The sequence below is a fragment of the Desulfosporomusa polytropa genome, from assembly GCF_055380075.1.
Map to the genome: position 1 here is coordinate 4,356,833 of NZ_AP042400.1, position 23,503 is coordinate 4,380,335.

Below are 23,503 nucleotides of genomic sequence, written 5' to 3' on the forward strand. Positions count from 1 at the left end.
TGCACTGCGACAGTGTAAAGCAAACCCCAAAAAGTTATGTTTGCTCACAGAAATACAAACAGGCATACGCTCTTAATCAAAAGCGTATGCCTGCTTTACACTGGTTTAAACTATGTTCTTTTATCGCATTATCACCTGCGCAAGATTTGCCGTTACCGAAGGTTGCTTAAGCTGCACAGAGGCGCAGCTGCCCCAGCTTTTCAGTCGCACCGACATTTTGCCGCGAACTCTTTGAATCGCATTATCAATAACCTTTTCCTGTAAGTTTAACTTTTTTGCAATTTCACGTTGTTTATAACCAGCAATATATAGATCAATAACCTGTTTTTCAAGGCGAGACAACCTACGGTTCAACTCATCCTCAATACTTTCTACCAGTTCTTCTTCGACAATAAGATCAGCCGGATCCTGTTGACTGGCATCAACAAATACCGCCTCCAGACTTACGCCGGGTGATTCCGGCAGGCCATGCAAGGAAACAGCTTCATTAAGAAAACAATGCTTTTTACGATTATACATAGTTACAGCCGATTTAATCGTGCTTTGAATATTCAGCCCTGCGATTAGACCAAAGGATTCACCCCGCTGATTATCATAGTTGCACACAGCTTTATATAAGCCAATTAAACCCCATTGATACATATCGCGATAATCCCCGCCAGGCAAGAAATAGGTTTTAACATACCGCAAGATCACCTTATGATATTGTCTTACAATTTTTTCAAACTCTTCATTGTTAACACTACCATCACTATAAAAGCATGCCTCCAGCACTATAGCAACCCCTTGTCATCATTTTATTTCCCAATAAAAAGCATTGCTTTTAGCACTTTGTTGCTCTCTTTGCCAGCAAGCACAATAACTACGCCAATATTATGGTCGTTTCTCCTATAACGGCAGCCATTACTGCAATTGCAGTATAGTTTTACAACCCACGTATTAACCCAAATTATGCTTAGAAATGAGCAGCAAAGAAGGCAGACTAACGCCTGCCGCTAAAATCAACCATACGCTAGTTGGCAGCTTGGCAATCATAGACTATTCGTCCTTAGACCCATAGCTTTGTGTCCTTGCCTTTCGACAAGTTTACTTAATATTTGTTTTAATTCTATTATAAAACAATGACTTTATCGTTTACTGTCGAAATTACGTCCTTGATGTTGTTATTTTTGTTTATTTTTGTTATTTTTTTGTTATTTTCTTTAGGCTTTATAGTTTATCAGCGCCAAACCCAGCAAACAAAACGACCATCCCAGGATGGTCGTAATAGATAAACTCTCCTTAAAAGCCATTAATCCTACCGGAATTAATACACTACCCAGGTATCCTGGATAAATCACTAAACTTGGTAAATTGTTTGTGGAAGAACAGTTGAATACTATCAACCGGACCATTACGATGCTTAGCAATGATAACATCGGTGATGTTCTTGTGCTCAGTCTCCGGATCATAGTAGTCCTCGCGATAGAGAAAAGCCACGATGTCAGCATCCTGCTCAAGGGAACCAGATTCCCGGAGGTCACTGAGCATAGGTTTTTTCACCTGCCGTGACTCTACACCCCGACTGAGCTGAGATAAGGCAACAACTGGCACCTTGAGCTCGCGAGCTAGGGCTTTTAGCGATCGGGATATCTCGGAAATTTCCTGCTGACGGTTTTCGCTGCGGGAACTGCCGGCACTACCTTGCATAAGCTGCAGGTAATCGATGATGATAAGCTGGAGATCATGTTCAATTTTGAGCCTACGGGCTTTGGAACGCATCTCCATAACGGTGATGCCGGCGGTATCATCAATAAAGATTGGTGCAGCAGCCAAACGGTCAGCGGCCCTTACTAGCTTGTCCCAGTCATTGTTTTCCAGTTCTCCAATTCGCAGGCGCTGGGCATCAATAGGGGCCTCGGCACAAAGCATCCGCTGCACAAGTTGCTCCTTGGACATCTCTAGACTAAAAAAGGCCACCGCTTGTTTTTCCTTAATCGCAACATTCTGAGCAATATTAAGAACAAAAGCGGTTTTACCCATACTGGGACGGGCGGCAATCAAAATAAGGTCTGATGGCTGCAAGCCAGAGGTCAGCTTATCCAGATCTTTAAAACCAGTAGACAACCCGGTAATGCCGCCTTTAGAAGAATACAGTTCAGAAACCCTGTCAAATACATCAAAAATAATATTTTTTATAGAAGCGAATTCCTGACCAGCCTTGCGATTGGCTACCTCCAGAATCATCTTCTCGGCCTTATCCATAATGACAGTTACATCTTCATTGGCTTCATAGCCCATGCCAGCAACATGGGTAGCTGTAGTTATAAGATGTCTTAACAGCGCTTTTTCTTCCACAATCCGGGCATGATACATGACATTTGCCGCAGTCGGCACACTATTAGCCAGCGCGGAAACATAAGAAATGCCACCAACAACTTCCAGCTTGTCATCTCGACGCAATATCTCAACAACCGTTACCAAATCCACAGCTTCATTTTTATTAAACAATTCCATCATGGCATTATAAATCAGACGATGTGCCTCGCGGTAAAAATCCTCTGGCCTTATGATTTCCGATACCTTGGAAATGGCTTCGCGTTCAATCATCATAGCGCCCAACACCGACTGCTCAGCTTCCACATTTTGAGGGGGAACGCGGTCAATCATGTAAATTCTCCTCACTTAATTAAAAAAGCCACGCTTATCCAGGTATCGTACTACAGTGCTTACCCGGTTAAGCGCGGCCTTTTCTATATAATAACTCGCTACGCGCTGGCAACCTCAATTTCATCAAACAAGATTGCCATGGCTTCTTCGACTGTGACAACAGGCCGGATAATAAGTCCTAAATGCTCCGCTGGAATATCTGACTTGTTTTCTTGCGGAATAATCATTGTCACAATCCCGGCTTGTTTAGCGCCGTAGGCCTTCTCAAATACACCACCAACCGCTTTAACCTTACCTTGAATCGAAATTTCTCCGGTAATAGCTACGTCCTGACGGATGGGTTTACCAGTAATGGCGGAAATAATGGCTGAAACTATAGCGGTACCAGCTGACGGGCCATCAATGCGTCCGCCGCCGATGATATTGACATGCAGGTCATAACTTGCTAAATCTTGGCCCGTAAGTTTCCTGACAACAGCAGCCGCATTAAATACCGAGTCTTTAGCCATGCTGCCAGCAGTATCATTAAACCGGATACTGCCCTTGCCTTTTTCCGCCGGAAAAGCTACAGCCTCAATTTCCAGCACAGAACCAAGATAACCGCTGACACCAAGGCCAAATACCTTGCCTACTTCCAAAATAGCTGCTGCCTTGCGAGTAACATAAGGTGACAAACGGCTAACCTGCGCTACACGGTAGACATCCTCTTGGGTAATGGTGACAAGCTGCTCTTCCTGCCCCACTCGCATCAACGCCATGCTATAGGCATCAGCTAAAATATTAACTGCCTTTCGGCCTTCAATCGTATAGTCACTGATGAGCTGCGGCACTTCTGGCTCTATAGCCACAGCAAGTTTTACTGCTGCGTTGTACACAATTTCCTGAATATGTTTGGGGGTTAAGGGCTCAAAGTAGATCTCGGCACAACGCGACCGCACGGCTGGCGTAATGTCGCTGGCGTCCCGGGTGGTAGCGCCGATCAAAATAAAGTCTGCAGGCGCACCCTCTTCAAACAGTTTTTTAATATATTTAGGAATACTACTATCTGCCGGATCATAGTAGGCCGAATCAAAAAATACCCGTTTATCTTCCAGCACTTTTAACAGTTTGTTTTGCAGCATAGGATCCATTTCACCGATTTCGTCAATAAACAGGATGCCGCCATGGGCATCTGTGACCAGACCTGGTTTGGGTTCAGGCACCCCGCTATCTGCCAAATCACGACGAGCGCCCTGGTAGATAGGATCATGAACTGAGCCTAACAGCGGATTAGTGACATCCCGGGGGTCCCAGCGTAAGGTCGTACCGTCGACCTCGACAAAGGGTGCCTCCTGAGCAAATGGTGTGCTTTTAGCCTTTTTGGCCTCTTCTAATACCAGGCGAGCCGCCGTAGTTTTGCCAACTCCAGGTGGTCCATAGAGAATAAGGTGCTGCGGATAAGGAGACGTCAGCTTAGCTCTCAAAGCCTCAACCGCCCGCTCCTGACCAATGATTTCATCAAGGGTGGATGGACGCAACAGCTCCATGGCCGAACGGGTTAACTTGCGGGTCTCAAGCTTTTCTAAAAGCGCGTATTTTTTGAGCGTTTGGGGATTTTCTACATTCGCAGGGCTTTCTTCCTTAATAACCTGCGTGCGAATTTCCTGCACATATTCTTGGTGGCGTTCTTCCATTTTTTCAGCGATTTTTTTCTCTATACGATCTTCGACAGTGCGGCGAGCGCATAAATCTGCCAACTCGTCTTCAATTTCTTCAAGTATCCCGGGGATATCCTGTATGGCTGGCAATTGATCCAAGGTTGGATCTTCAAATACCAGCTTTTGCAGTGCCAGCACCCGTTCATCAATACGGGCAGAGCGCATAAGTTCTAGCGCCCCTAGTTTACCAGCTTTAAGCACGACTTTTTCTGCGCCTAGGACACCGGTGTACAAACCGTACAGCGCGGCTACCTGGCGTTTAAGTTGATCTTCTTGATTACTGCAGCTACTGGCAGCGCGGTCAGATTTACCGCTGCGTACTAGTTTGTTAAAAAAATCTTTCATGGTAGTACCTTTCTAATTGTAAAACTTACTCTGCTATCAGTGTGACTTGAATCTGAGTGCTAACTTCTGGATGTAGTTTAATCGGTACAGTAAAGGTTCCTAACGACTTAAGCGCATCTTTAAGCTCAATTTTACGCTTGTCAAGCTCAAGCTTATGTTCTTTACCCACAGCATCGGCAATATCCTTGGCTGTAACTGAACCGAACAAGCGACCGCCTTCTCCCATTTTCACAGGAATGCTGATAGTAATTTTGGCCATCTGGGCGGCCAGTAATTTAGCTTCATCAAAGGCGCGCTCTTTTTTGCGCTCTTCGGCAACCTTTTGCAAATTGGCATTATTTACGTTATTGGCAGTAGCCATAACAGCCAGTTTTTGCGGTAAAAGATAGTTGCGGGCATAGCCCTCTGATACCTCAATTATGTCACCTTTTTTACCGAGTTTTTTCACTTCTTGCTGCAGAATTACTTTCATGTATTGCACTCTCCTTTATATAACTATCTACAATCTCTATGATTTTAGCTTTAACCTCAGCGGCATTTGCATCTTTTATTTTAGCACCCGCTACTGATTGATGACCACCGCCGCCCAACTGTTCCATAATCACCTGGACATTGATATCCCCGTTAGACCTGGCACTGACACCAATACCAGCTTCAATATTAAACAAGACAAAGCTTACTCGTACTCCCTCAATATTCAGCAGCAGGTCAGCCGTCTGTGCAGCAGCCACCTGAGCATTTTTTATCTCAGCCGGACAGACAGCAATAACTACCCCGTCATGCGGCATCTCGGTATTTTCTATAATTGTCGCCCTGCTCTTCATTGTCTCAAAATCAACCCGGAATAAATGCCTGACCAACGTGGGATCAGCCCCTGACCGCCGTAGATAAGAAGCGGCTTCAAAAGTACGAACCCCTGTTTGCACGGCAAAATTTTTAGTGTCGACCACTAGGCCGGCATACAGCGCTGATGCCTCCAATCGATTTAATTCAATTTTGTCATCAAAATAGCCTAACAGTTCAGTTACCAGCTCACTTGTCGAAGAAGCCGACGGTTCCAGATAGACTAGCAAGGTATTGGCAATCATCGTCTCAGCCCGGCGATGATGATCAATGATCACCGTCCGCTCCGCTCTGGCCAAGACATCCGGCGCTGCCGCCAGCTCCGGGCGATGGGTATCAACAACAAACACTAATGCTCTCGGATTAACTAAAAGACCAGCCTGCATCGGCGATATGAATAGTTCCCGATATTCCTCATAGTCAAGTAACAGCTCAGATAATTTGTCAACAGCCATCCCTGGTTGGCTAACAACAATTTTTACTTGTTTACCCATATGGCGAACCATTTTGGCAACACCTAATGCTGCCCCTAGGCTGTCAAAGTCCTCACCGGTATGGCCCATGACCACAATACTGTCTGCTTGGTCAATAAGTTCCCTAATGGCCTGCGCGACAATCCGGGCTTTAACTCTGGTGTTTTTTTCAACCGCTTTGGCTTTACCACCAAAAAAATGTACCTTCCCACTAATATTGACAGCCGTCTGATCACCACCACGGCTCAAAGCCAAATCCAGCCCGCTTTGTGCCCGCTGGCCCAGTTCAGCCATCGAGTTTTCCCCGGTTGCCGCGCCAATACTTAAGGTCACTGGAATTTTATTACCTGCCTGTATGCCACGAATTCTGTCCAAAATCTCAAACTTATCACCAGTCATAAGGTGCTCAAGTGCATAGCGGGTCACAATAGCGATATACGTATCTTCGTTATACTTTTTAAGATGACCATCCAGTTCAGTCATCCACTCTGCCAACATTCGGTTAACCTCACCTAAGATAGCGGTACGTTGACTCTCTGTTAGCCCTGTTAACGCATCACTATAATTATCAATCTGAATATAGGCTAAGACGGTCTGACTTCGACTACTGGCTTCCTTGTCAACTTCAAATTCAGTAACATCTGACAGATACAGCACAGTAAGTTCTGTTTCCTCAGCTACACGGTAAATAATCTCATAATAACGCGCGCCTGCTGCAAACTTGGTCTGGCCTTCTTTACCCACAATTTTATCTAGCGGCAATGTTGGCCAGATTTTTACCAAGGACTGACCGAGTTCTACCGGTTCTGTCAGCCATTCTACCAGCACATTATTACGCCAGTGAATAAGCCCTTGGTCGTCAATAATTACAATAGCTAACGGCAATTTATTAAAAACCTGGGCGGTAACAGTGTCCACACAGCGACCCATGGTTTCCAGGTAAGTTTTTACTTCTCGCTGTCTGACTGTATAGCGTTCCCGCCCATATAGATACAGCACATACAATAACACCGCGCCTAACGCGGCCGCATAAGGATTATAGTAGCTGATAAGCAGCACTAACGCAGCAGTTACGGCCAAGTAGATACGGGTATCAAACCAAAATGAAGGTCCCTGCGGCATTGTTTTTCCTCCTGTCACTCCAATTTTGGAGTACGCAGTTGACGATAATCGAAAATAAGATCAAAGGCACCACCGATAATCAGCGCCTGCATAAAGATACCGTTAGATAGTATCAAGAATAGTATAATACCGCGGACGATTCTTGACAAATTGTATTTATCGGCAAGAAAGTAAACCAGCGCCATCCCTTGTACAAATAAAAGCATCGTAGTAATTACCTGAAGGTTCATCCCAGTATTATACAATACCTCAAACTCCCTGGTTTTACCCCAATAGATAGCGACAAGCGACACCACTAAAGCATACACCGTGAAGCGCGGCATCGACCAACGCCGAAAGGGAGGAAATGGCTCAATACGCTGGCCTAGCCTAGCCAGTACGGCTTTTGCCACTTGAAAATTTAAGAAAGTATCCACAAAAGCAGCTAACACAAAGCCAGCTGGCAGGATAATTTTCATAATCTCCATCATTGGCTGTATGGTACTTTCCATACGGGCCAGATCTTCTGCCTTCATGCCCATACCTCGGTAAAAATCCATAGCCTGCTCAAGACCCTTAGTCATGGCTTCGGTTTGCAGATTGAGAGGATTAAACCCCATTACAGCTGCAGTGATAGCCAGCACTGCTATTTTGGAAATTAGCGATGCTGCAGCCCCTATGAGCAGCGTTTTAGTAGGAGAAAAACCTTGCCTGAGGCCATAGCCCAAGGCAATACCAATTAAGCCAAATCCTACTACTACCGACACAGCCGTAAGTGGGTGCATGATGAGGGCAATAATAAAACCTGAAGCAACCACAGCCATAATACTCCATTTATAGCCATGCCTCACACCCAATAGCACGATAGGTACAGGCCAAAGTAAATTGACAAAAGCACCGATTACGGGCAGATATGTGCTAATAAGTGCAAAAATTATAGCAACAGCGGTAAGTACACCGCCTTCAACAACTGGTCTAACTGGACTTTTTTGCATAGTTCACCTCTTCTGGCGAAGATAACGACGATATTCGCTCATATCTCCAAACCACCGTTCTGCTTCTGTTTCTTTTTTTATATTGTGTCCAAGGCGGTTATTTACAATCTCATCCATCTCGGAATACTCAATCCCCAGACGACGCCCGAGAACAAAGGCCGAAATAATTAGTTGCGCCAGCGCATCCCCGATAGCCTCCCGCTTATTATGAGCCATAGCCTGATATAGTTTCCCCACCTCAGTCAACAAATCTGCTTTGAGCCCCTCAATTAGCCGCAGTTTACGCAAGATATCTGATTCCTGGGAGAACACGCGACCGCCTCCTTATTCCACCTTGTTATATTCTAAAAGCAACTGCATATTTCCTGCTTTACTTTCGATAAATAGTAGTAAACCCCGGCAATAGAGCCGGGGTCAGACCAATTTGTTACCATTACTCACTGACTGAATCTAATAAAAAAAGTTGTACCCTTAGCACCGGTAGACACCTCAAGCTTACCTTTGTGCCGCTCGATAATTCCATTGCATACCGCCAATCCCAAGCCTGTGCCACTAGCTTTGCTGGTTAAAAACGGCGTACCCAGCTTAGCTAAAATGTGGGGCGAAATCCCTGTACCCTCGTCCTGTATTGCCAACACAACTTGCTCATCTTCTTCGTATGTCCTAACGGTGACTAAGCCTGGTTGCTCCATAGCTTCAAAGCCATTGCGGACTAGATTGAGCAAGAGCTGCCTTATCTCCTTTTCATCTAAAAAAAGACAGCGTATATTTCCTAGTTCCAGCACAATCGTATTTCCTGCCGCCACAGCATCTGTTGCCAGTAATGGCTCGATAGCCTTAATAATAGTATTTAAATCTGTTTCAACATGACAAGATGGCTTGGTCTTAGCTACTGACAAAAACTCGGAAATAATCGAATTTGCGCGGTCTAGTTCACTAATCATCAGGTCAAAATACTCCTGATAATGCTTACAGCCCTCTTTTTTGAGCAACATTTGTAGAAAACCACGGACAGTCGTCATCGGATTCCGCACTTCATGGCTAATGCCTGCCGCCATTTGACCTACAAGATTTAACCTATCCAAGCGCAGCATCTCGTTTTTCATCAGTTTGACATCAGTCGCATCGGTAGCCATTTCCAATATATGTATCTCTCCATCAAGAACAATCTTTTCCATTGAAACCAGTAAAGAGCGTAACTGCCCGCCTTTGGTAGTAAGCGGTATCTCCTGATTATGAACATATCCATCCTGATAAAGTTTGCAATAAATATCTTCAACTACTTCTAGCGAAACTAACCCCAATTCGAATAGAGTACGCCCAATAACTTCATTTTTTTCACAACCGGTTATCTCTAAAAAGCTACTATTAGCATCAATAATCCGGTGCTGCTGATCAGTAATCGTCATTAAGGTAGAGGTGATGTTAAAAGCAGTATAAAACCGCTCATTAGCACATCGCAGCTCGGCAGTACGTTCCTCCACCACATGGGCAAACTGGTGCTGGTGAGTCTCTAATTCCTGCTGTAACTGAACATGCTTTGATACATCTACGATTGTCAGCAGTACGCCAATCGCCACCCCATCGATCTCCAGGCGTTTTAGCGTACACTCAATATATCGCGAGCTGCTCGGTGATTGCCAGGCATTTATAGTATGATTCCCGCCAGTTGTGAGAATTCGTACAACAACAGCAGTTATCTGTTCTGCCTGGGCAATTCCCAGTTTCTTACTCATAGTCTCATAGATAGTATGGCCAATTAGTTTTTTGGAATCTATTTCCATTATATTGCAAAATAAATTATTGACCTGGGTATACCTTAGGCAGGTGTCGATCACAGCAATGCCTAGCGGTGCCTGATCAAGTACGGCGGCAAGAATAGCCGAATTTAGATTGAACGCATCTTCATATTGCACAGAATTAACCTCCCACTTTAACAGGCATCCGTGCCATTCTAGGTAGCCATATTTTACTTCATTTCATTTTATCAGTATATCGAATGCTAATTTCCTAATATATTCCATATAAATCAAGATTCTCCTTTTTTCAAACTAAAAAAAGAGCAAAAATCCCTCGTTAAGGATTCTTGCTCTTTTTACTTGGTCTACCAGAATTTATAACAAAATTCTGTTGACATAAGAACGACTAAGGCTTCTGCCGTCGTCCTGAGGGACTTGGCACAAGCCAAGTCTTATCTTATGTTTATTCTGCAGTAAACGGCAGCAAAGCAATATTGCGGGCCCGTTTTACAGCCAGTGTCAACTGACGTTGATGTTTGGCACAGTTGCCCGAAATGCGGCGTGGCAGAATTTTGCCCCGCTCGGTGGTATACCGGCGCAGTTTAGGAACTTCTTTATAATCAATATCAGTTACTTTATCAACACAGAAACTACAAACTTTTTTCTTAGGTTTGCGGCCTCTTTCGCGTTTCATAGCCATTTAATTACCCCCCTTTTAAAATGGGATTTCCTCATCAGGGAAGACATCTTTGCCGAATGAATTTACGTCTATATTCCCGGCATCCCCACTAGATGCGGGTGCCTGTTTACGTTCCAGGAATTCGATGGACTGCGCTACGACTTCGGCGACGCGACGCTTCTGACCATCATTGGCTTCATAAGAGCGAATCTGCAGCCGACCATCGACCAGCACCCGCTGGCCCTTTGTCAGGTTGTTACCACAGGTTTCGGCCAGTTTTTCCCAGGCCACAATTGGAATGAAATCTGCGTTATTCTGCCCCTGACCGCTACTGAATCGGTTAACTGCCAGGTTAAACGAAGCTACCGCCTTGCCGCTCTGGGTATATCTTACTTCCGGGTCTTGCGCCAAGCGGCCGACAAGGATGACTTTATTCATATATCCTCACACCTCCTGGCTCAGGAATTAGTCTTCCAATTTAATAACCATGTGTTTCAGAACATCATCAGTAATCTTGAGCACACGCTCAAGCTCGAATACAGTTGCTGGCTCAGATGTAAAGTTAATCAGGGTATAGTACCCGTCCATATGATCTTTAACTTCATAGGCCAAACGCTTTTTGCCCCAACGGTCAATCTTGTCAACATTGCCGCCTGTGTTCTTAATAATGTTTTCAAACTTAGCAATAGTAGCGTTAATTGCTTCTTCTTCACCAAGTTTAACAATAATCACGACTTCGTATTTTCTCACGAAATCACCTCCTCCTCTGGACTATTGGCCCCCGGCAGCGGGAGCAGGGAAGGTTTTGAATAACAAAACCATGTCACATTATCTATGCGACTAAATTATTATATCATTAATCCTCCAGCAAATGCAAGGAAAACCGCAGACAATTAATCAAGTTTTGATGCTTTCACAGTAAGTGGATTCAACTTAGCTTTTCTTTGCCCTGGCTGAGGAATAGCTACGGCGAGGACAATCGCACCGACAATAGAGAGCACTGACCAGAGCAGTGCCGCTTCAAGCCCGATATGATCTCCCAAAGTTCCAGTAATAGCTGCACCTACGCCACCTAGGCCAAAGGCCAGACCTAACATCATTCCGGATGCCATAGCGGCATTACCAGGAATAAGCTCCTGCGCCCATACGACCGAGGTAGGTGCCGTACTCTGAAGCATTGCCCCGCTAACCGCCAGTAGTACGTAGCCTAACAATGAAGGGCTCATGTCCAGCAGAAATAAGTAGGTAACAGGCAAACACACTACTAACGATCCAATAAAACCCGCCTTGCGCCCTATTTTATCCCCTACCCAACCGCCTAACAGGGCACCTATGGCACCGCTCAGCATAAACACTGTCAGCATACTGGCGATTACTGCTGTTGACTGGCCTAAACTTGTAAGCGCTACCGGCAAAAAGGTAATCAGCGCCACTTGCATCCATGATCTAAGGGCCATAACGATATTTAAAAGTATCAACCCGCGTGATTTATACCACTGTTCCCCTTGGGGGGCAGTTTCGTCCTGGCCGCACTTAACAACCGGACGAATATCGATCTTGTGCAATCTTGCCAAGTAGGAAGCCCAAGTAACAAGAAGTCCCGGGATTATCAGGAAAATCAGGCTGGATGTCCCGCCTAAAGCCAAGCAATACAAAATGATAGCTGGCGCCACCGCGCAACCAACATTGCCGCCAAAAACAAAGACCGACATAGCTCGCCCTTTGGTTTCAGGGGTAACAACTTTACCCATCAGGCTAGCCGCCAGCGGATGAAAGATAGAAGCACCCAGCCCTGCTAGACCAACCAATAAAAACAAAGTAATCTTGCTATCTGCCAGTCCTGCTGAGCAAATAAATACCGCACTTACCGGCGTGGTAACAAGAATAAGCCAGGCATAGCCATATTTATCAATCAGATAACCGGCAAATGGTTGCAGCACACTGGATATAACGGAATAAACCATAACCAGCATCCCACTCAAGGTCAGAGACATTCCTAGCTTAATCATGACAAATGGCAATAGCGCCGGCAAAAAATTCGCATAAAAGTCACTACAAAAGTGCCCGGCTCCTAATAATGATATATTAAAGACAATGGATCTTCTATTTTGTATATTACACATTAAACCGGAAATAGGTAACATCGCCATCCTGCATAATATACTCCTTGCCTTCCAGTCGCACTAATCCTTTTTCCTTGGCTGCAGCATAGGCTCCATTAGCCATTAAGTCATTATAGGAGACAATCTCAGCTCGAATAAAGCCCCGTTCGATATCGCTATGGATTTTACCAGCCGCCTGCGGCGCTTTGGTCCCGCGTACAATCGTCCAGGCCCGCACCTCCGGCTCACCCGCGGTAAAGAAGGTCATCAGCCCTAGCAGTGTGAAGCTGGCGCGAATGAGTTTATCCAGCCCTGATTCCGCCAGTCCCAGATCAGCCAAAAATTCCCGGGCTTCGTCGTCAGGTAATTCGGCAATCTCAGACTCAACCTTGGCAGATACAACAATGACCTCCGCTCCTTCATGAGCGGCATACTTACACACTTTAGCAACATGTGGGTTACCACTGGCGTCGGCGGCTTCCTGTTCACTGACATTTGCCACAAACAGAGTGGGTTTTAAGGTCAGCAGGAATAAATCCCTAAGTATAAGTAAAGCATCCTCATCACTAATAACCCGGCGGGCAGGTTGGCCATCGCTAAGTGCCTGTTGCACCTGCTTTAATATCTCCAATTCGGCCTGTGCCTTTTTGTCGCCGCTTTTTATCATTTTCTGCACCCGATCAAGGCGCTTTTCCACTGTTTCCAAGTCAGCCAGACAAAGCTCGGTATTGATGATTTCGATATCTCTGATCGGATCAAGGCTGCCAGCCACATGGGTAATGTTATCATCAGTAAAGCAGCGAACCACCTGCGCTACCGCATCCACTTGCCTGATATGCGATAAAAATTTATTGCCAAGTCCCTCGCCCCGAGCTGCACCCTGCACCAGGCCGGCAATATCAACAAACCGCATCGCGGCTGGCATTGTCTTTTTCGGTTTATACATTTCGGTCAATTTCTCTAAACGTGCATCAGGAACATCGACAACTCCCACATTAGGCTCAATGGTGCAAAACGGGTAATTAGCCGCCTCGGCCCCGGCCTTGGTAATGGCGTTAAATAATGTGCTTTTTCCGACATTGGGCAGGCCAATAATGCCTACTTCCAGATTAGTACTCATGTAATATTACTCCACCTTTTAAGCTGTTATTCTATGTTGTATATAGTGTAAGATAACGCCGGCTAAAATTCAACCTTTTCCCTCCGAAATAACGGCCTTAACCCCTTTTTCAAATTTAGGACGAGGAATCATTACCTGACGGCCGCATTGCAAACATTTAATCCCAAAATCGATACCTGTACGAGTTATCTCCCAGCGGTCACCGCCACAGGGATGCGGCTTTTTCATTTTTACGACCTCGCCCACCTTGTAATTGTACTTCTGTTGATTCATCTTACCCTCCTGCTTTGGCAGCTTTGATTTCAGGTGAAACCGCCGGATTAAACAGCTGCGGCGGCGGAATCTTTGCTTCGGTAAACTTTGCTTTTATTAAACGGCGCAATGTGGTTTCTACTTTCATCTGTTGCAACGGCACCGTTTTCGCGATGATCCGAATAACGATTTCCCCGGGCTTGAGGTCAACAACGCCCAGTACACTAGGCCCGTCAATTACCTCAGGTATAGTCTCGCCAACAGTAGCACAGACCTCATTCAAAAGCATGAAGACTTGCTCCATATCGGCCTCATAGGGAACAGGCACATTAACGGTAGCCTGCATGTGTCCCCTGGTATAATTACTTACTTTAGCAATAGCACCATTGGGAATGATGTGGAGAATCCCATTGCCATCCCGTAGCTTGGTAACCCTAAAGCCAAGTTCTTCTACTGTGCCAGCCATATCACTAATGACAATATAATCGCCGACCCCATACTGATCCTCTAAAATGATAAAAAAACCAGTAACAAAATCCTTAACCAAGCTTTGGGCACCAACGCCCAGCGCCAAACCAATAATACCGGCACCGGCAACAATGGATGTGGTATCAATCCTAAATTCTTGCAAGATCATTACCAGCACAATAAAATAGATAACATACCGAACAATACTGTGTAACAGCGAACTTAGCGTCCTGGCACGTTTCTCTTCCAGATACAGATTCTTATTTCCTGGCTTGGGAACGAAAAATTTCTCTACCATTAGATTAGTAAAGCGCAGCACCAGCGAGGCACCAATCACAATGACCGCCAAACGCACAATTTTTATAGCCATATCCAGCCAAAAGCTAGTTGTCAGCAGTTGTTCCACGTAACCCTCCATACTCAGTAATCTTTTCATAAAGATATGTCTGGCCTGTCGCTGTTCGGCTGAACAGTTTGGACCAGCGCACTTTGTCTACAGTAAATAGCTCGATAATAGCTGCTTGCTGCACAGCCTTAACTAACAGACATTGCCCACAGCTAATATCAATTTCCCGAGGTGTCGGCAAGGCAAAAAAATCAAGGCCTTTTTGTCCCAAAACCTTCTCAGCTTTTATTGACTGATGCACCGAATCAAAGGAAATCAGCCGATCATAATCTGGATAAATAATATAATCACCTGCTTATAAGGTCACTGTTTTGTGTTTGGTGATTGTCTCCACAATGGTGTACATGTTGGTTATTTCACCAACTGCTAATTCAGTTTTTAGCTGATAATAATCGAGGCATGTACCACACGATAAAATGGACACACCCCGGCTGGCAAGTGTTGTTAGTTGGTCGAGCACTGGTGATCCTTGCACCGCCAGCTTGACACCAGAATTAATCATCAAGATTACCGCTGGCTGCGGCTTGACTTCTAACAAGGTTGTCATAAATCCCTTGACAAGTACCGTCCCTAGTTCAGGCGAACCATGTCCCAATGTATCCTGGGTAATCAAGTAAACCTGGCTGCTAGTGTCACCTATGGCTGCTTGGCTGCGATCATCAGCCTCAGCCAGCTGGCCTGTCCCCTTAATAATACTAATATAATACTGTCCGTCTTTGGCTTCCACGCCTGCCCCCAGACCATTGGCTGCCGCAAACTTGGCAACATTGGTTTTAGCGGCCTCGTTATCAACAATAATGGTAATTCGCCCCGAGCTGGTCTCCTCAATCGCCTTTTTCGTAGTAATAACCGGCCCTGGGCAGGCCATGCCCCGGCAATCAACTATTCTATCTGACATAAATTTCTCCGCTCCCCTCGTTAGTTATATGCCCAATCTTACTGGCTGATGCTACTCCGGATGAATGCAGCGCCAGCACCAGTTCGTCAGCCTCCCTGGCAGGTACGGCAAATAAGAGTCCACCTGATGTTTGTGGATCGAAACAAATATCTCTGACAGCTTCCGGTACATTCTCCGCAAACGTAACTGTAGTTAAATAGCTACGGTTGGCATACGCCCCGCCTGGTACCAACCCCATGGAAGCAGCCTCAACTGCATCAGGCAATAACGGCAGCGCTGCACTATCAATAGTAATTGCCACTTTACTGCCGGCCGCCATCTCATACACATGACCACTAAGACCAAAACCAGTAATATCGGTACAGGCATGAACAGTAAACCCTTCTGCCACCTTTGCGGCCACCGCATTGAGAGTTGCCATACTGGCCGTAGCTACCATAACTCCATGGGGAAATAGATTAGCCCGCGCGGCCGATGCTAAAATACCCGTTCCCAGCGCTTTTGTTAGGACTAAGCAATCTCCTGGCTGGGCCCCCGCATTTGTCCAAACCTTATCTGGATGCACAATTCCAGTAACCGCTAATCCATATTTGGGCTCATTATCGTCAATGGTATGACCGCCAATAATTACGGCCCCAGCCTCAGCTACTTTATCCTGGCCGCCTTGCAAAATAGCCAGCAAAACTTCCCCTGGCAATTTGCAATTAGGAAATTCGACTAGGTTTAGCGCTGTCATCGGCGTTGCCCCCATCGCGTAAATATCACTCAAGCTGTTGGCCGCAGCTATTTGTCCAAATAGATAGGGATCGTCGACAATAGGTGTGAAAAAATCCACCGTTTGTACCAAAGCCGTTGTTTCATTCAGCTTATATACCCCGGCATCATCGGATGTCGTAATGCCCACAAGTACATTGGAATTCTGCACCACTGGCAGTTTACTCAATACTCCGGCCAGGTCCCCTGGCCCCACTTTAGCCGCTCAGCCGCCGCGCTGGGTATATTCTGTAAGTTTAACCACAAGTAATGCACCTCCTTTGCCACATTCTCTGCTATATATTATACCCTGAATAGCTTATACCCTGCTGAGAAGAAAATCTTTATTTATTGGATTTCATATAGTGGCTGTTCACTCGAATTTGCAGTTTTCACTGCATTCTGGCGGACAAGTGCTAAAACCATCAAGATAGTCACAAGGCTCTAGATGGATAACAACATTGCATGGAGAAAATTGGCTCTTTATCTTGGCCTCAATCTCATCACACACAGCATGGGCCTTGGCAAGATTCATATCTTTTTGCAGCACCAGATGCATGTCAATCTGTCGATCACAGCCTGACCGTCTGGTTCTCAGCTGATGAAAAGCCATAACTGCCGGATGACTCTTGACAATGGTTCTAATCACTGCTTCCTCTTCCTCTGGTAAACTAACATCAGTCAACTCATAAACACTCTTCATGGTCATAGTAAAACCCGCCTTAAACACGACTAAAGCTACTGCAATAGCAATAAGCGGATCAAGCCAGTATAAGCCAGTCAGCTTGATAATTCCAAGCCCAATAAATACACCAACACTTGTCCAGATATCAGCTTTCAGATGCAATGCATCAGCTTCTAGGGCATGCGAACCAGTACTCATAGCTACCTCATACAGTTTATTGGATACCCAGTAGTTAACAACTATCGACAGTGCCATTACTAGCAGCCCATATTCCAGGTATTGCGGAGCATTTGGCGTGTTTATCTTCCCAACTGATTCATACACAATCCACAGGGCTGCCATTACAATAAGTACAGCTTCAAAAGCCGCTGATAGATTTTCAATTTTACCATGACCATAGGCATGTTGACTATCTGGTGGTTGACTAGACTTTCTTACGGCAATATAGGCTACCAGAGCAGCAATTAAATCAACGGCAGAATGGGCAGCTTCCGAAATAATACTGACAGCACCAGTAAATACGCCGACAAACAATTTTAGCGCAACAAGCAGTGTATTGGATACTACCGACAGTCGCGCCGTTTGTTGCTTCAATTGATTGTTCTTCGCTTCCAATCTTCTTTCCCTCCAATAACACTAAAATACAGGTAAGCCTGTGGGACCATATAGGTCCCACAGGCTTACCTGCTGCTACTTGCCCGGCTACGTCGGCAATAACCGACCGCCTGTTCCTATGTTATTATATTAGCACAGCAAACAAAATGTGTAAAATTTTCACAGCTGTTTCTCGCAATTAACCAATCTGAACAATATGATGCACCGGATAGCCCAATACGGCAAGCTTATCGGTAAGTTTTTTTACATCTTTTATGTCAGCACGGATAATTACTTCATATTGCCCGTCATCTGTTGGATAACTGACAAAGCTCCCCATGCTGACCCCCTCTTCTGTAAACACGCCAGAAATATCATTGACAACCCCCAGCCGATCAGGAACAAGAATACTCAGGCGGGTTTTGCCTTGAGGCAGCCCCATTGCATCAACAAAGGCTTTAAATATATCAGTTTCAGTTAAAATACCAACAACCTGCTGATTGGCGTCAACAACAATTAATCCGCCAATTTTATTAGTATACATCACAAGGGCTGCTTCTTCAACCGTAGCCTCCACATTAATTGTCACTACCGGTTTAGTCATAATATCTTTAATCTGCATTTTGGCTAAGAGGTAGTTAAGTTCAAATACAGACAAAGATGTCGCCGGAGAAGCAGATACTTCCCGCAAATCTCTGTCAGTAACAATACCCACCAGTTTGCCATTATCCACTACCGGCAGGCGGCGAAACTTATTGTTGCGCATAAGCTGTAAGGCATCAACAACAGTCATGCCAGAGGTAATGGTAGTAGGATTGGCTGTCATTCGTTTTGATACGATCATAGCATAACACTCCCCTACTTTGTATTTGGATAGTATACGTATTTATTAGCCACCAAGATATGCTTTTCTAATTTCTTCGCTGGCAGCCAACTCTTTGGCATCACCGGACAGAATAACCCGCCCTGTCTCAAGCACATACGCCTTATTGGCAATAGATAATGCCATATGAGCATTTTGTTCGACCAACAGTATAGTTGTACCAGTCTCATTAATATCTTTAACAATAGAAAAAATCTCTTTTACTAATAACGGTGCCAAGCCCATTGACGGCTCATCTAACAGCAGGATGCGGGGACGGCTCATCAGCGCCCGGCCCATTGCCAGCATTTGCTGCTCACCACCAGAAAGCGTTCCAGCTAGCTGACCACGCCGTTCGGCCAACCGAGGAAAGCGCCCAAACACCATGTCCATATCAGCCTTGATCTCTTTAGTATCAGAGCGCAAATAGGCACCAAGATCCAGATTCTCCAGCACCGACATATGCGCAAACACCCGCCGGCCTTCGGGAACTTGGGAAATTCCCAGCTTAACAATGTTCTGGGCTGCCATGCCGGCAATATTTTTACCCTCAAACATAATTTGACCTGTTTTCGGCTTCAGAAGCCCGGAAATGGTACGCAGGGTTGTACTCTTACCTGCACCATTAGCGCCAATCAAAGTTACAATCTCCCCTTGATTTACTTCGACACTAATGCCTTTTAGTGCGTGAATAGCACCATAATATACATTTATATCATCAACTTTTAACATTGCCATGCGCTAAACCTCCTCACCGAGGTAGGCCTCGATAACCCGCGGATTATTTTTGATTTCCATCGGCGTACCTTGCGCAATTATGCTACCATAATCAAGCACATAAATCCGCTCACACACACCCATAACAAGACTCATATCATGCTCAATTAAGAGAATAGTCAGATTAAACTCCTTCTTAATCCAGCGAATCATTTCCATTAGCTGCTGCGTTTCCTGCGGATTCATCCCAGCAGCAGGCTCATCTAACAGTAACAACTTGGGTTGAGCCGCCAAGGCCCGGGCAATCTCTAACCGCCGTTGCTCACCATATGGGAGATTTTTAGCAATTTCATCTTTTTTATCAGCCAGTTGGAATATTTCCAGAAACTTAATGGCTTTTTCTTCTATTTCCGCTTCTTCCTTATGGTAACGGCCAATGCGGAACATCGATTCCACCAGCCCGTATTTGACGTGAAAGTGATAGGCAATCTTAACGTTATCAAGCACACTCAAATCAGCAAACAAGCGAATGTTTTGGAAGGTACGCGCTATGCCTCGCTGGGTAATTTGATAAGGCTTAAGACCAACAGTACTTTTACCATCAAACTCAATTTGTCCTTCGGTGGGTTGATATACACCAGTCAAGAGGTTAAAGGCCGTTGTTTTACCAGCACCGTTAGGGCCGATTAGTCCAACCAACTCGCCAGGAGCAATTTCAACGTTGAAATTAGAGACTGCCCGCAGACCGCCAAAGACGATAGATAGCTTAGTTGCCTTGAGTAGAGCCATGTTTCTTACCTCCAGTCCAGCGGCTTAACATCTTCAGGCTTAGTTCTTTGTTACCAAACAAGCCCTGCGGCCGATACAGCATTAGAATAATTAGCATCAACGAATAGATAATCATCCGCCACTCTGGGTAGCTGGCTAGCGCTGCCGAGACAAAAGTCAGTAAAACGGCGGCTGTAATGCTCCCGCTAATACTGCCCAGACCACCTAGTACCACCATGGTCAAAATATCAAACGACTTCATGAAAGTAAAAGAGGCGGGATGGGCGATATAAAAGTAGTGAGAGAATAAGGAACCAGCTACACCGGCGAAGGCTGCCCCAATTGTGAACGCCAATACCTTATATTTTGTCGTATCAACTCCCATAGCTTCGGCGGCAATCTCATTTTCCCGAACAGAGATGCAGGCCCGGCCATGTGTCGAGTCAATAAAGTTTTTAATAACAAACACGGTAAACACCGTAAAGGCAAACATCCAGGTAAAGTCAGTATAGCGGGGGATACCCATAAAGCCTGACGCCCCACCGACATACGAAATGTTAAGAATAGTGATCCGAATGATTTCACCAAGGCCCAAGGTTGCAATGGCCAGGTAATCACCATTTAGCCGTAATGTCGGCAACCCAATCGCAAAGCCTAAGGCTCCGGCCCCAAGCGCACCGCCAGCAATAGCTGCAATAAACGGCAGTTGAAACTTAACCGTAAGCACCGCGCTGACGTAGGCACCAATAGCCATAAAACCCGCATGGCCAATAGAGAATTGGCCGGTAAAACCATTAATGAGGTTCAAGCTTACTACTAAAATAATATTAATCCCAATTAACACAATATTAAGCTGCCAAAAAGGACCAATAACATCAGTCAATATCAAAGTTTGAATAATGGCATACACTGCCAAGCAAGCCACCAATGCCATTATATCTGATTTAGTTTTTTGTAATAATTTCATGGATTGTCACCTACACTTTCTCCCGGATATTTTTACCCAAGAGGCCTGCCGGTTTCCACAATAAAATGATAATCAAAATAGCGAAGGCCACCGCATCCCGAAAAGTGGAAGACCAGAAACCGCTGACTAAAGCTTCAATGATACCCAGAATCGTGCCACCAAGCATAGCGCCTGGTAGACTGCCAATACCGCCAAGAACCGCGGCAACAAACGCCTTAAGGCCAGGCATAATACCCATCAGTGGATCAATTGAGTTGTAATAAATGCCGACAAGTACGCCTGCGGCAGCAGCTAATGCTGAGCCTATACCAAAAGTAAAGGAAATTACCTTATCCACATCAATACCCATAAGCTGAGCAGCCTCCGTATCAAACGATACTGCACGCATGGCTTTGCCCATCTTGGTTTTATTTACGACATAGGTCAGAATGACCATTAGCAGCAGGGATACCACTAAAATAACCACTTGCTGACTATTTATCACCATTCCGCCAATATTATATACCTCGGACTCAAAAAGCACGGGGAAGGTACGCGGTTGTGGTGATACCAGCAACATTCCGCCATATTCTAAAAAAAGCGATACACCAATTGCCGTAATTAATATGGCAATTTTCGGCGCATTCCGCAGCGGTCGATAGGCCACTCTTTCAATGACCATACCTATAACACCGGCAGCGGCCATCGAAAAAATCAATGCGGGAATGAAAGAAAATTTAAACATTGTAGTGGCAAAAAAGCCTGCATACGCACCCACCATGTAGATATCACCGTGGGCAAAATTGATCAACCTGATTATACCGTAAATCATCGTATAACCCAGTGCAATGAGCGCATAAATGCTGCCCAGGGAAATACCGTTAATTAACTGTTGGCCGAATTGTACGATTAAGCTTGAGGAATCCACTGCGCTCTCCCCTCTCCATTTCGAAAAATAGTATTATATGTTGAAGGGACGTTTAGTCCGGATGGCCGCGACAGAAACTGTCGCGGCCATAGGGGACGTAACGCACCCTTTATTAGGGATTTACCTTTTCTTTAAAGGTTTGCTTGCCGTCTTTCATTTCAATAATTACGGCACTCTTAACAGGATCATGGGAAGCATTAAAGCTAATTAAACCTGATACGGCTTGATATTCTTTGGTCTTAGCCAATTCGTCTTTAATCTTAACAGGGTCAGCACTGTTCGCCCGTTTCATGGCATCAATAACCATCATAGTAGCGTCATAGGATAATGCCGCAAAGGCATCTGGTGTCTGATTATATTCTTGCTTATAAGCTTCAACAAAATCCTTTACTGCTGCACTGTTATCATCAGGTGAATAGTGGTTACTGAAGAACGTGTTATTTAAGGCTGTCGCACTGCCGATTTCGGGTAATTTAGCTGAATCCCAGCCATCGCCACCTAAAAACGGAACAGTTAGACCAAGCTCGCGAGCTTGTTTTATGATCATACCCACTTCTTGATAATAACCGGGTACAAATACTACATCCGGATTTTGCGATTTTATTTTAGTCAAGGTAGCTTTAAAATCAGTATCTTTTGCTAAATAGGCTTCGTTTGCTACAATTGTACCGCCATTTTTCTCAAAGGTTTCTTTGAAAAATTGGCCTAAGCCTTTAGCATAGTCACTGGTATTATCAATATATAATGCAGCCGTTTTGGCTTTAAGCGACTTTTGTGCGAAGGTTGCCATTACCGAACCTTGGAACGGATCAATAAAGGCAGCTCGGAAGTTAAAGTCGCGAACCTTACCGGTGTTAGGATCGACGGTAACTTTGGGATTAGAGGCTGTCGGGCTAATAGCCAACACTTTGTTATCGGCGTTCACTTGAGCCGCAGCAATAACACTTGAGGAGGCAATCGGTGCAATAACGGCTACTACTTTATCCTGGGTTACAAGCTTTTGCATGGCATTAGCTGCTTCTGCGGCCTCGCTCTTATTATCAGCTACAACCAAGGTAAGTTGTTTGCCCAGAACACCGCCTTTGGCATTAATCTGTTTAATTGCCAGCTTAGCACCATTGGTCGCCGATTGACCGAAGGTGGCATTATTACCGGTCATTTCTAAGTTGGCTCCCAGTTTAATTACATCAGCCTGTTGTCCGCCGCTACCACCGCAGCCTGCAACTAGACCTGCCAGCATAAGGCCGCTTACCATTACACTGACTAGCTTGGTGAATTTTGTTTTCAACATGGTTTCCCCTCCCAAATACGTAACTCTGAAAGAAACTGACGCCGAATAGTATGTACATTATCGCCCCCCATAATGCCGAGAACTTGCCTGTTATTATACTGCCAGTCCTCCTGCTGTTAGTACTCCGTGTCCACTAACAACACATAGGTGTATGCCATACAGTGTAATTATAGGGGGCTTGTCCATCTCTGT

25 protein-coding genes and 2 riboswitches are annotated in these 23,503 nt (G+C 45.2%); all 25 genes read right to left on the reverse strand.

Translation table 11 applies throughout. From position 1 onward, the window contains the following. Window positions 1-120: 120 nt before the first annotated feature. Window positions 121-774: a sigma-70 family RNA polymerase sigma factor gene (locus tag ACZ449_RS22160; protein WP_464258221.1), complete on the reverse strand. Its 654-nt coding sequence runs from the start codon at window positions 772-774 to the stop codon at window positions 121-123. Window positions 775-1,015: 241 nt separating this feature from the next. Further along, a riboswitch (cyclic di-GMP riboswitch) is annotated at window positions 1,016-1,101 on the reverse strand. Between the two features lie 213 nt (window positions 1,102-1,314). Further along, window positions 1,315-2,649, reverse strand: a complete 1,335-nt coding sequence (dnaB, locus tag ACZ449_RS22165) for a replicative DNA helicase (protein ID WP_464258222.1) — start codon at window positions 2,647-2,649, stop codon at window positions 1,315-1,317. Between the two features lie 98 nt (window positions 2,650-2,747). Next, window positions 2,748-4,691, reverse strand: a complete 1,944-nt coding sequence (lonC, locus tag ACZ449_RS22170; protein ID WP_464258223.1) for a Lon family ATP-dependent protease — start codon at window positions 4,689-4,691, stop codon at window positions 2,748-2,750. 25 nt (window positions 4,692-4,716) lie between these two features. Beyond that, window positions 4,717-5,163 (reverse strand): 50S ribosomal protein L9, encoded by a 447-nt coding sequence (rplI, locus tag ACZ449_RS22175; protein ID WP_464258224.1) that lies wholly within the window; start codon window positions 5,161-5,163, stop codon window positions 4,717-4,719. Next, window positions 5,123-7,129: a DHH family phosphoesterase gene (locus ACZ449_RS22180; protein WP_464258225.1), complete on the reverse strand. Its 2,007-nt coding sequence runs from the start codon at window positions 7,127-7,129 to the stop codon at window positions 5,123-5,125. Before ACZ449_RS22180 ends, rplI begins: the two co-directional genes overlap by 41 nt. A gap of 14 nt (window positions 7,130-7,143) precedes the next feature. After that, a complete protein-coding gene (locus ACZ449_RS22185; RefSeq protein WP_464258226.1) occupies window positions 7,144-8,103 on the reverse strand; it encodes a YybS family protein in 960 nt (319 codons plus the stop codon). Window positions 8,104-8,106: 3 nt separating this feature from the next. Further along, window positions 8,107-8,415 (reverse strand): MazG-like family protein, encoded by a 309-nt coding sequence (locus tag ACZ449_RS22190; protein WP_464258227.1) that lies wholly within the window; start codon window positions 8,413-8,415, stop codon window positions 8,107-8,109. Window positions 8,416-8,540: 125 nt separating this feature from the next. Then, window positions 8,541-10,019: an ATP-binding protein gene (locus ACZ449_RS22195; protein ID WP_464258228.1), complete on the reverse strand. Its 1,479-nt coding sequence runs from the start codon at window positions 10,017-10,019 to the stop codon at window positions 8,541-8,543. A 286-nt stretch (window positions 10,020-10,305) separates the two neighbouring features. Next, on the reverse strand, window positions 10,306-10,536 hold the full coding sequence (gene rpsR / locus ACZ449_RS22200; protein WP_464261918.1) for a 30S ribosomal protein S18: 231 nt from the start codon (window positions 10,534-10,536) through the stop codon (window positions 10,306-10,308). A 21-nt stretch (window positions 10,537-10,557) separates the two neighbouring features. Further along, window positions 10,558-10,959: a single-stranded DNA-binding protein gene (locus ACZ449_RS22205; protein ID WP_464258229.1), complete on the reverse strand. Its 402-nt coding sequence runs from the start codon at window positions 10,957-10,959 to the stop codon at window positions 10,558-10,560. 27 nt (window positions 10,960-10,986) lie between these two features. Beyond that, entirely contained in the window at window positions 10,987-11,271 is a 285-nt protein-coding gene (gene rpsF, locus ACZ449_RS22210; protein ID WP_464258230.1) for a 30S ribosomal protein S6, read from the reverse strand. 143 nt (window positions 11,272-11,414) lie between these two features. Continuing rightward, window positions 11,415-12,671 (reverse strand): MFS transporter, encoded by a 1,257-nt coding sequence (locus ACZ449_RS22215; protein WP_464258231.1) that lies wholly within the window; start codon window positions 12,669-12,671, stop codon window positions 11,415-11,417. Further along, complete coding sequence (gene ychF / locus ACZ449_RS22220; protein ID WP_464258232.1) at window positions 12,637-13,743, reverse strand: redox-regulated ATPase YchF; 1,107 nt, start codon at window positions 13,741-13,743, stop codon at window positions 12,637-12,639. Before ychF ends, ACZ449_RS22215 begins: the two co-directional genes overlap by 35 nt. Before the next feature lie 69 nt (window positions 13,744-13,812). Continuing rightward, window positions 13,813-14,016: a DUF951 domain-containing protein gene (locus ACZ449_RS22225; RefSeq protein ID WP_464258233.1), complete on the reverse strand. Its 204-nt coding sequence runs from the start codon at window positions 14,014-14,016 to the stop codon at window positions 13,813-13,815. A 1-nt stretch (window position 14,017) separates the two neighbouring features. Continuing rightward, complete coding sequence (locus ACZ449_RS22230; protein ID WP_464258234.1) at window positions 14,018-14,869, reverse strand: mechanosensitive ion channel family protein; 852 nt, start codon at window positions 14,867-14,869, stop codon at window positions 14,018-14,020. Then, window positions 14,847-15,152, reverse strand: coding sequence for a putative Se/S carrier protein (locus tag ACZ449_RS22235; protein ID WP_464261919.1), 306 nt, complete (start codon window positions 15,150-15,152; stop codon window positions 14,847-14,849). Before ACZ449_RS22235 ends, ACZ449_RS22230 begins: the two co-directional genes overlap by 23 nt. A gap of 12 nt (window positions 15,153-15,164) precedes the next feature. Further along, a complete protein-coding gene (yedF, locus tag ACZ449_RS22240) occupies window positions 15,165-15,767 on the reverse strand; it encodes a sulfurtransferase-like selenium metabolism protein YedF (protein WP_464258235.1) in 603 nt (200 codons plus the stop codon). After that, window positions 15,757-16,785, reverse strand: a complete 1,029-nt coding sequence (gene selD, locus ACZ449_RS22245) for a selenide, water dikinase SelD (RefSeq protein ID WP_464258236.1) — start codon at window positions 16,783-16,785, stop codon at window positions 15,757-15,759. The genes yedF and selD overlap by 11 nt, the downstream gene beginning before the upstream one ends. A 108-nt stretch (window positions 16,786-16,893) precedes the next feature. Further along, the gene (locus ACZ449_RS22250; RefSeq protein WP_464258237.1) at window positions 16,894-17,820 is read right to left on the reverse strand and encodes a cation diffusion facilitator family transporter; all 927 of its coding nucleotides are present in this window, start codon (window positions 17,818-17,820) and stop codon (window positions 16,894-16,896) included. A gap of 50 nt (window positions 17,821-17,870) precedes the next feature. Continuing rightward, window positions 17,871-17,948, reverse strand: a riboswitch (NiCo riboswitch). A gap of 50 nt (window positions 17,949-17,998) precedes the next feature. Beyond that, on the reverse strand, window positions 17,999-18,643 hold the full coding sequence (locus ACZ449_RS22255; RefSeq protein ID WP_464258238.1) for a CBS domain-containing protein: 645 nt from the start codon (window positions 18,641-18,643) through the stop codon (window positions 17,999-18,001). Between the two features lie 45 nt (window positions 18,644-18,688). Next, window positions 18,689-19,393: an ABC transporter ATP-binding protein gene (locus ACZ449_RS22260; protein WP_464261920.1), complete on the reverse strand. Its 705-nt coding sequence runs from the start codon at window positions 19,391-19,393 to the stop codon at window positions 18,689-18,691. Between the two features lie 9 nt (window positions 19,394-19,402). Then, window positions 19,403-20,167 carry an ABC transporter ATP-binding protein gene (locus ACZ449_RS22265; RefSeq protein WP_464258239.1) on the reverse strand — a complete coding sequence of 255 codons (765 nt, stop codon included), beginning with the start codon at window positions 20,165-20,167 and terminating at the stop codon, window positions 19,403-19,405. Then, window positions 20,145-21,113 carry a branched-chain amino acid ABC transporter permease gene (locus ACZ449_RS22270; RefSeq protein WP_464258240.1) on the reverse strand — a complete coding sequence of 323 codons (969 nt, stop codon included), beginning with the start codon at window positions 21,111-21,113 and terminating at the stop codon, window positions 20,145-20,147. Before ACZ449_RS22270 ends, ACZ449_RS22265 begins: the two co-directional genes overlap by 23 nt. A gap of 10 nt (window positions 21,114-21,123) precedes the next feature. Then, the gene (locus ACZ449_RS22275; RefSeq protein WP_464258241.1) at window positions 21,124-22,020 is read right to left on the reverse strand and encodes a branched-chain amino acid ABC transporter permease; all 897 of its coding nucleotides are present in this window, start codon (window positions 22,018-22,020) and stop codon (window positions 21,124-21,126) included. A 112-nt stretch (window positions 22,021-22,132) separates the two neighbouring features. Then, complete coding sequence (locus ACZ449_RS22280; RefSeq protein ID WP_464258242.1) at window positions 22,133-23,311, reverse strand: ABC transporter substrate-binding protein; 1,179 nt, start codon at window positions 23,309-23,311, stop codon at window positions 22,133-22,135. Window positions 23,312-23,503: the final 192 nt, after the last annotated feature.

Excerpts from the sequence above, each read along its gene's own strand:
- dnaB (WP_464258222.1), bottom strand. The coding sequence starts at position 2,649 with ATGATTGACCGCGTTCCCCCTCAAAATGTGGAAGCTGAGCAGTCGGTG.
- lonC (WP_464258223.1), bottom strand. The coding sequence starts at position 4,691 with ATGAAAGATTTTTTTAACAAACTAGTACGCAGCGGTAAATCTGACCGC.
- rplI (WP_464258224.1), bottom strand. The coding sequence starts at position 5,163 with ATGAAAGTAATTCTGCAGCAAGAAGTGAAAAAACTCGGTAAAAAAGGT.
- ACZ449_RS22180 (WP_464258225.1), bottom strand. The coding sequence starts at position 7,129 with ATGCCGCAGGGACCTTCATTTTGGTTTGATACCCGTATCTACTTGGCC.
- ACZ449_RS22185 (WP_464258226.1), bottom strand. The coding sequence starts at position 8,103 with ATGCAAAAAAGTCCAGTTAGACCAGTTGTTGAAGGCGGTGTACTTACC.
- rpsR (WP_464261918.1), bottom strand. The coding sequence starts at position 10,536 with ATGAAACGCGAAAGAGGCCGCAAACCTAAGAAAAAAGTTTGTAGTTTC.
- ACZ449_RS22205 (WP_464258229.1), bottom strand. The coding sequence starts at position 10,959 with ATGAATAAAGTCATCCTTGTCGGCCGCTTGGCGCAAGACCCGGAAGTA.
- ACZ449_RS22215 (WP_464258231.1), bottom strand. The coding sequence starts at position 12,671 with ATGGCGATGTTACCTATTTCCGGTTTAATGTGTAATATACAAAATAGA.
- ychF (WP_464258232.1), bottom strand. The coding sequence starts at position 13,743 with ATGAGTACTAATCTGGAAGTAGGCATTATTGGCCTGCCCAATGTCGGA.
- ACZ449_RS22225 (WP_464258233.1), bottom strand. The coding sequence starts at position 14,016 with ATGAATCAACAGAAGTACAATTACAAGGTGGGCGAGGTCGTAAAAATG.
- yedF (WP_464258235.1), bottom strand. The coding sequence starts at position 15,767 with ATGTCAGATAGAATAGTTGATTGCCGGGGCATGGCCTGCCCAGGGCCG.
- ACZ449_RS22255 (WP_464258238.1), bottom strand. The coding sequence starts at position 18,643 with ATGATCGTATCAAAACGAATGACAGCCAATCCTACTACCATTACCTCT.
- ACZ449_RS22260 (WP_464261920.1), bottom strand. The coding sequence starts at position 19,393 with ATGTTAAAAGTTGATGATATAAATGTATATTATGGTGCTATTCACGCA.
- ACZ449_RS22265 (WP_464258239.1), bottom strand. The coding sequence starts at position 20,167 with ATGGCTCTACTCAAGGCAACTAAGCTATCTATCGTCTTTGGCGGTCTG.
- ACZ449_RS22270 (WP_464258240.1), bottom strand. The coding sequence starts at position 21,113 with ATGAAATTATTACAAAAAACTAAATCAGATATAATGGCATTGGTGGCT.
- ACZ449_RS22280 (WP_464258242.1), bottom strand. The coding sequence starts at position 23,311 with ATGTTGAAAACAAAATTCACCAAGCTAGTCAGTGTAATGGTAAGCGGC.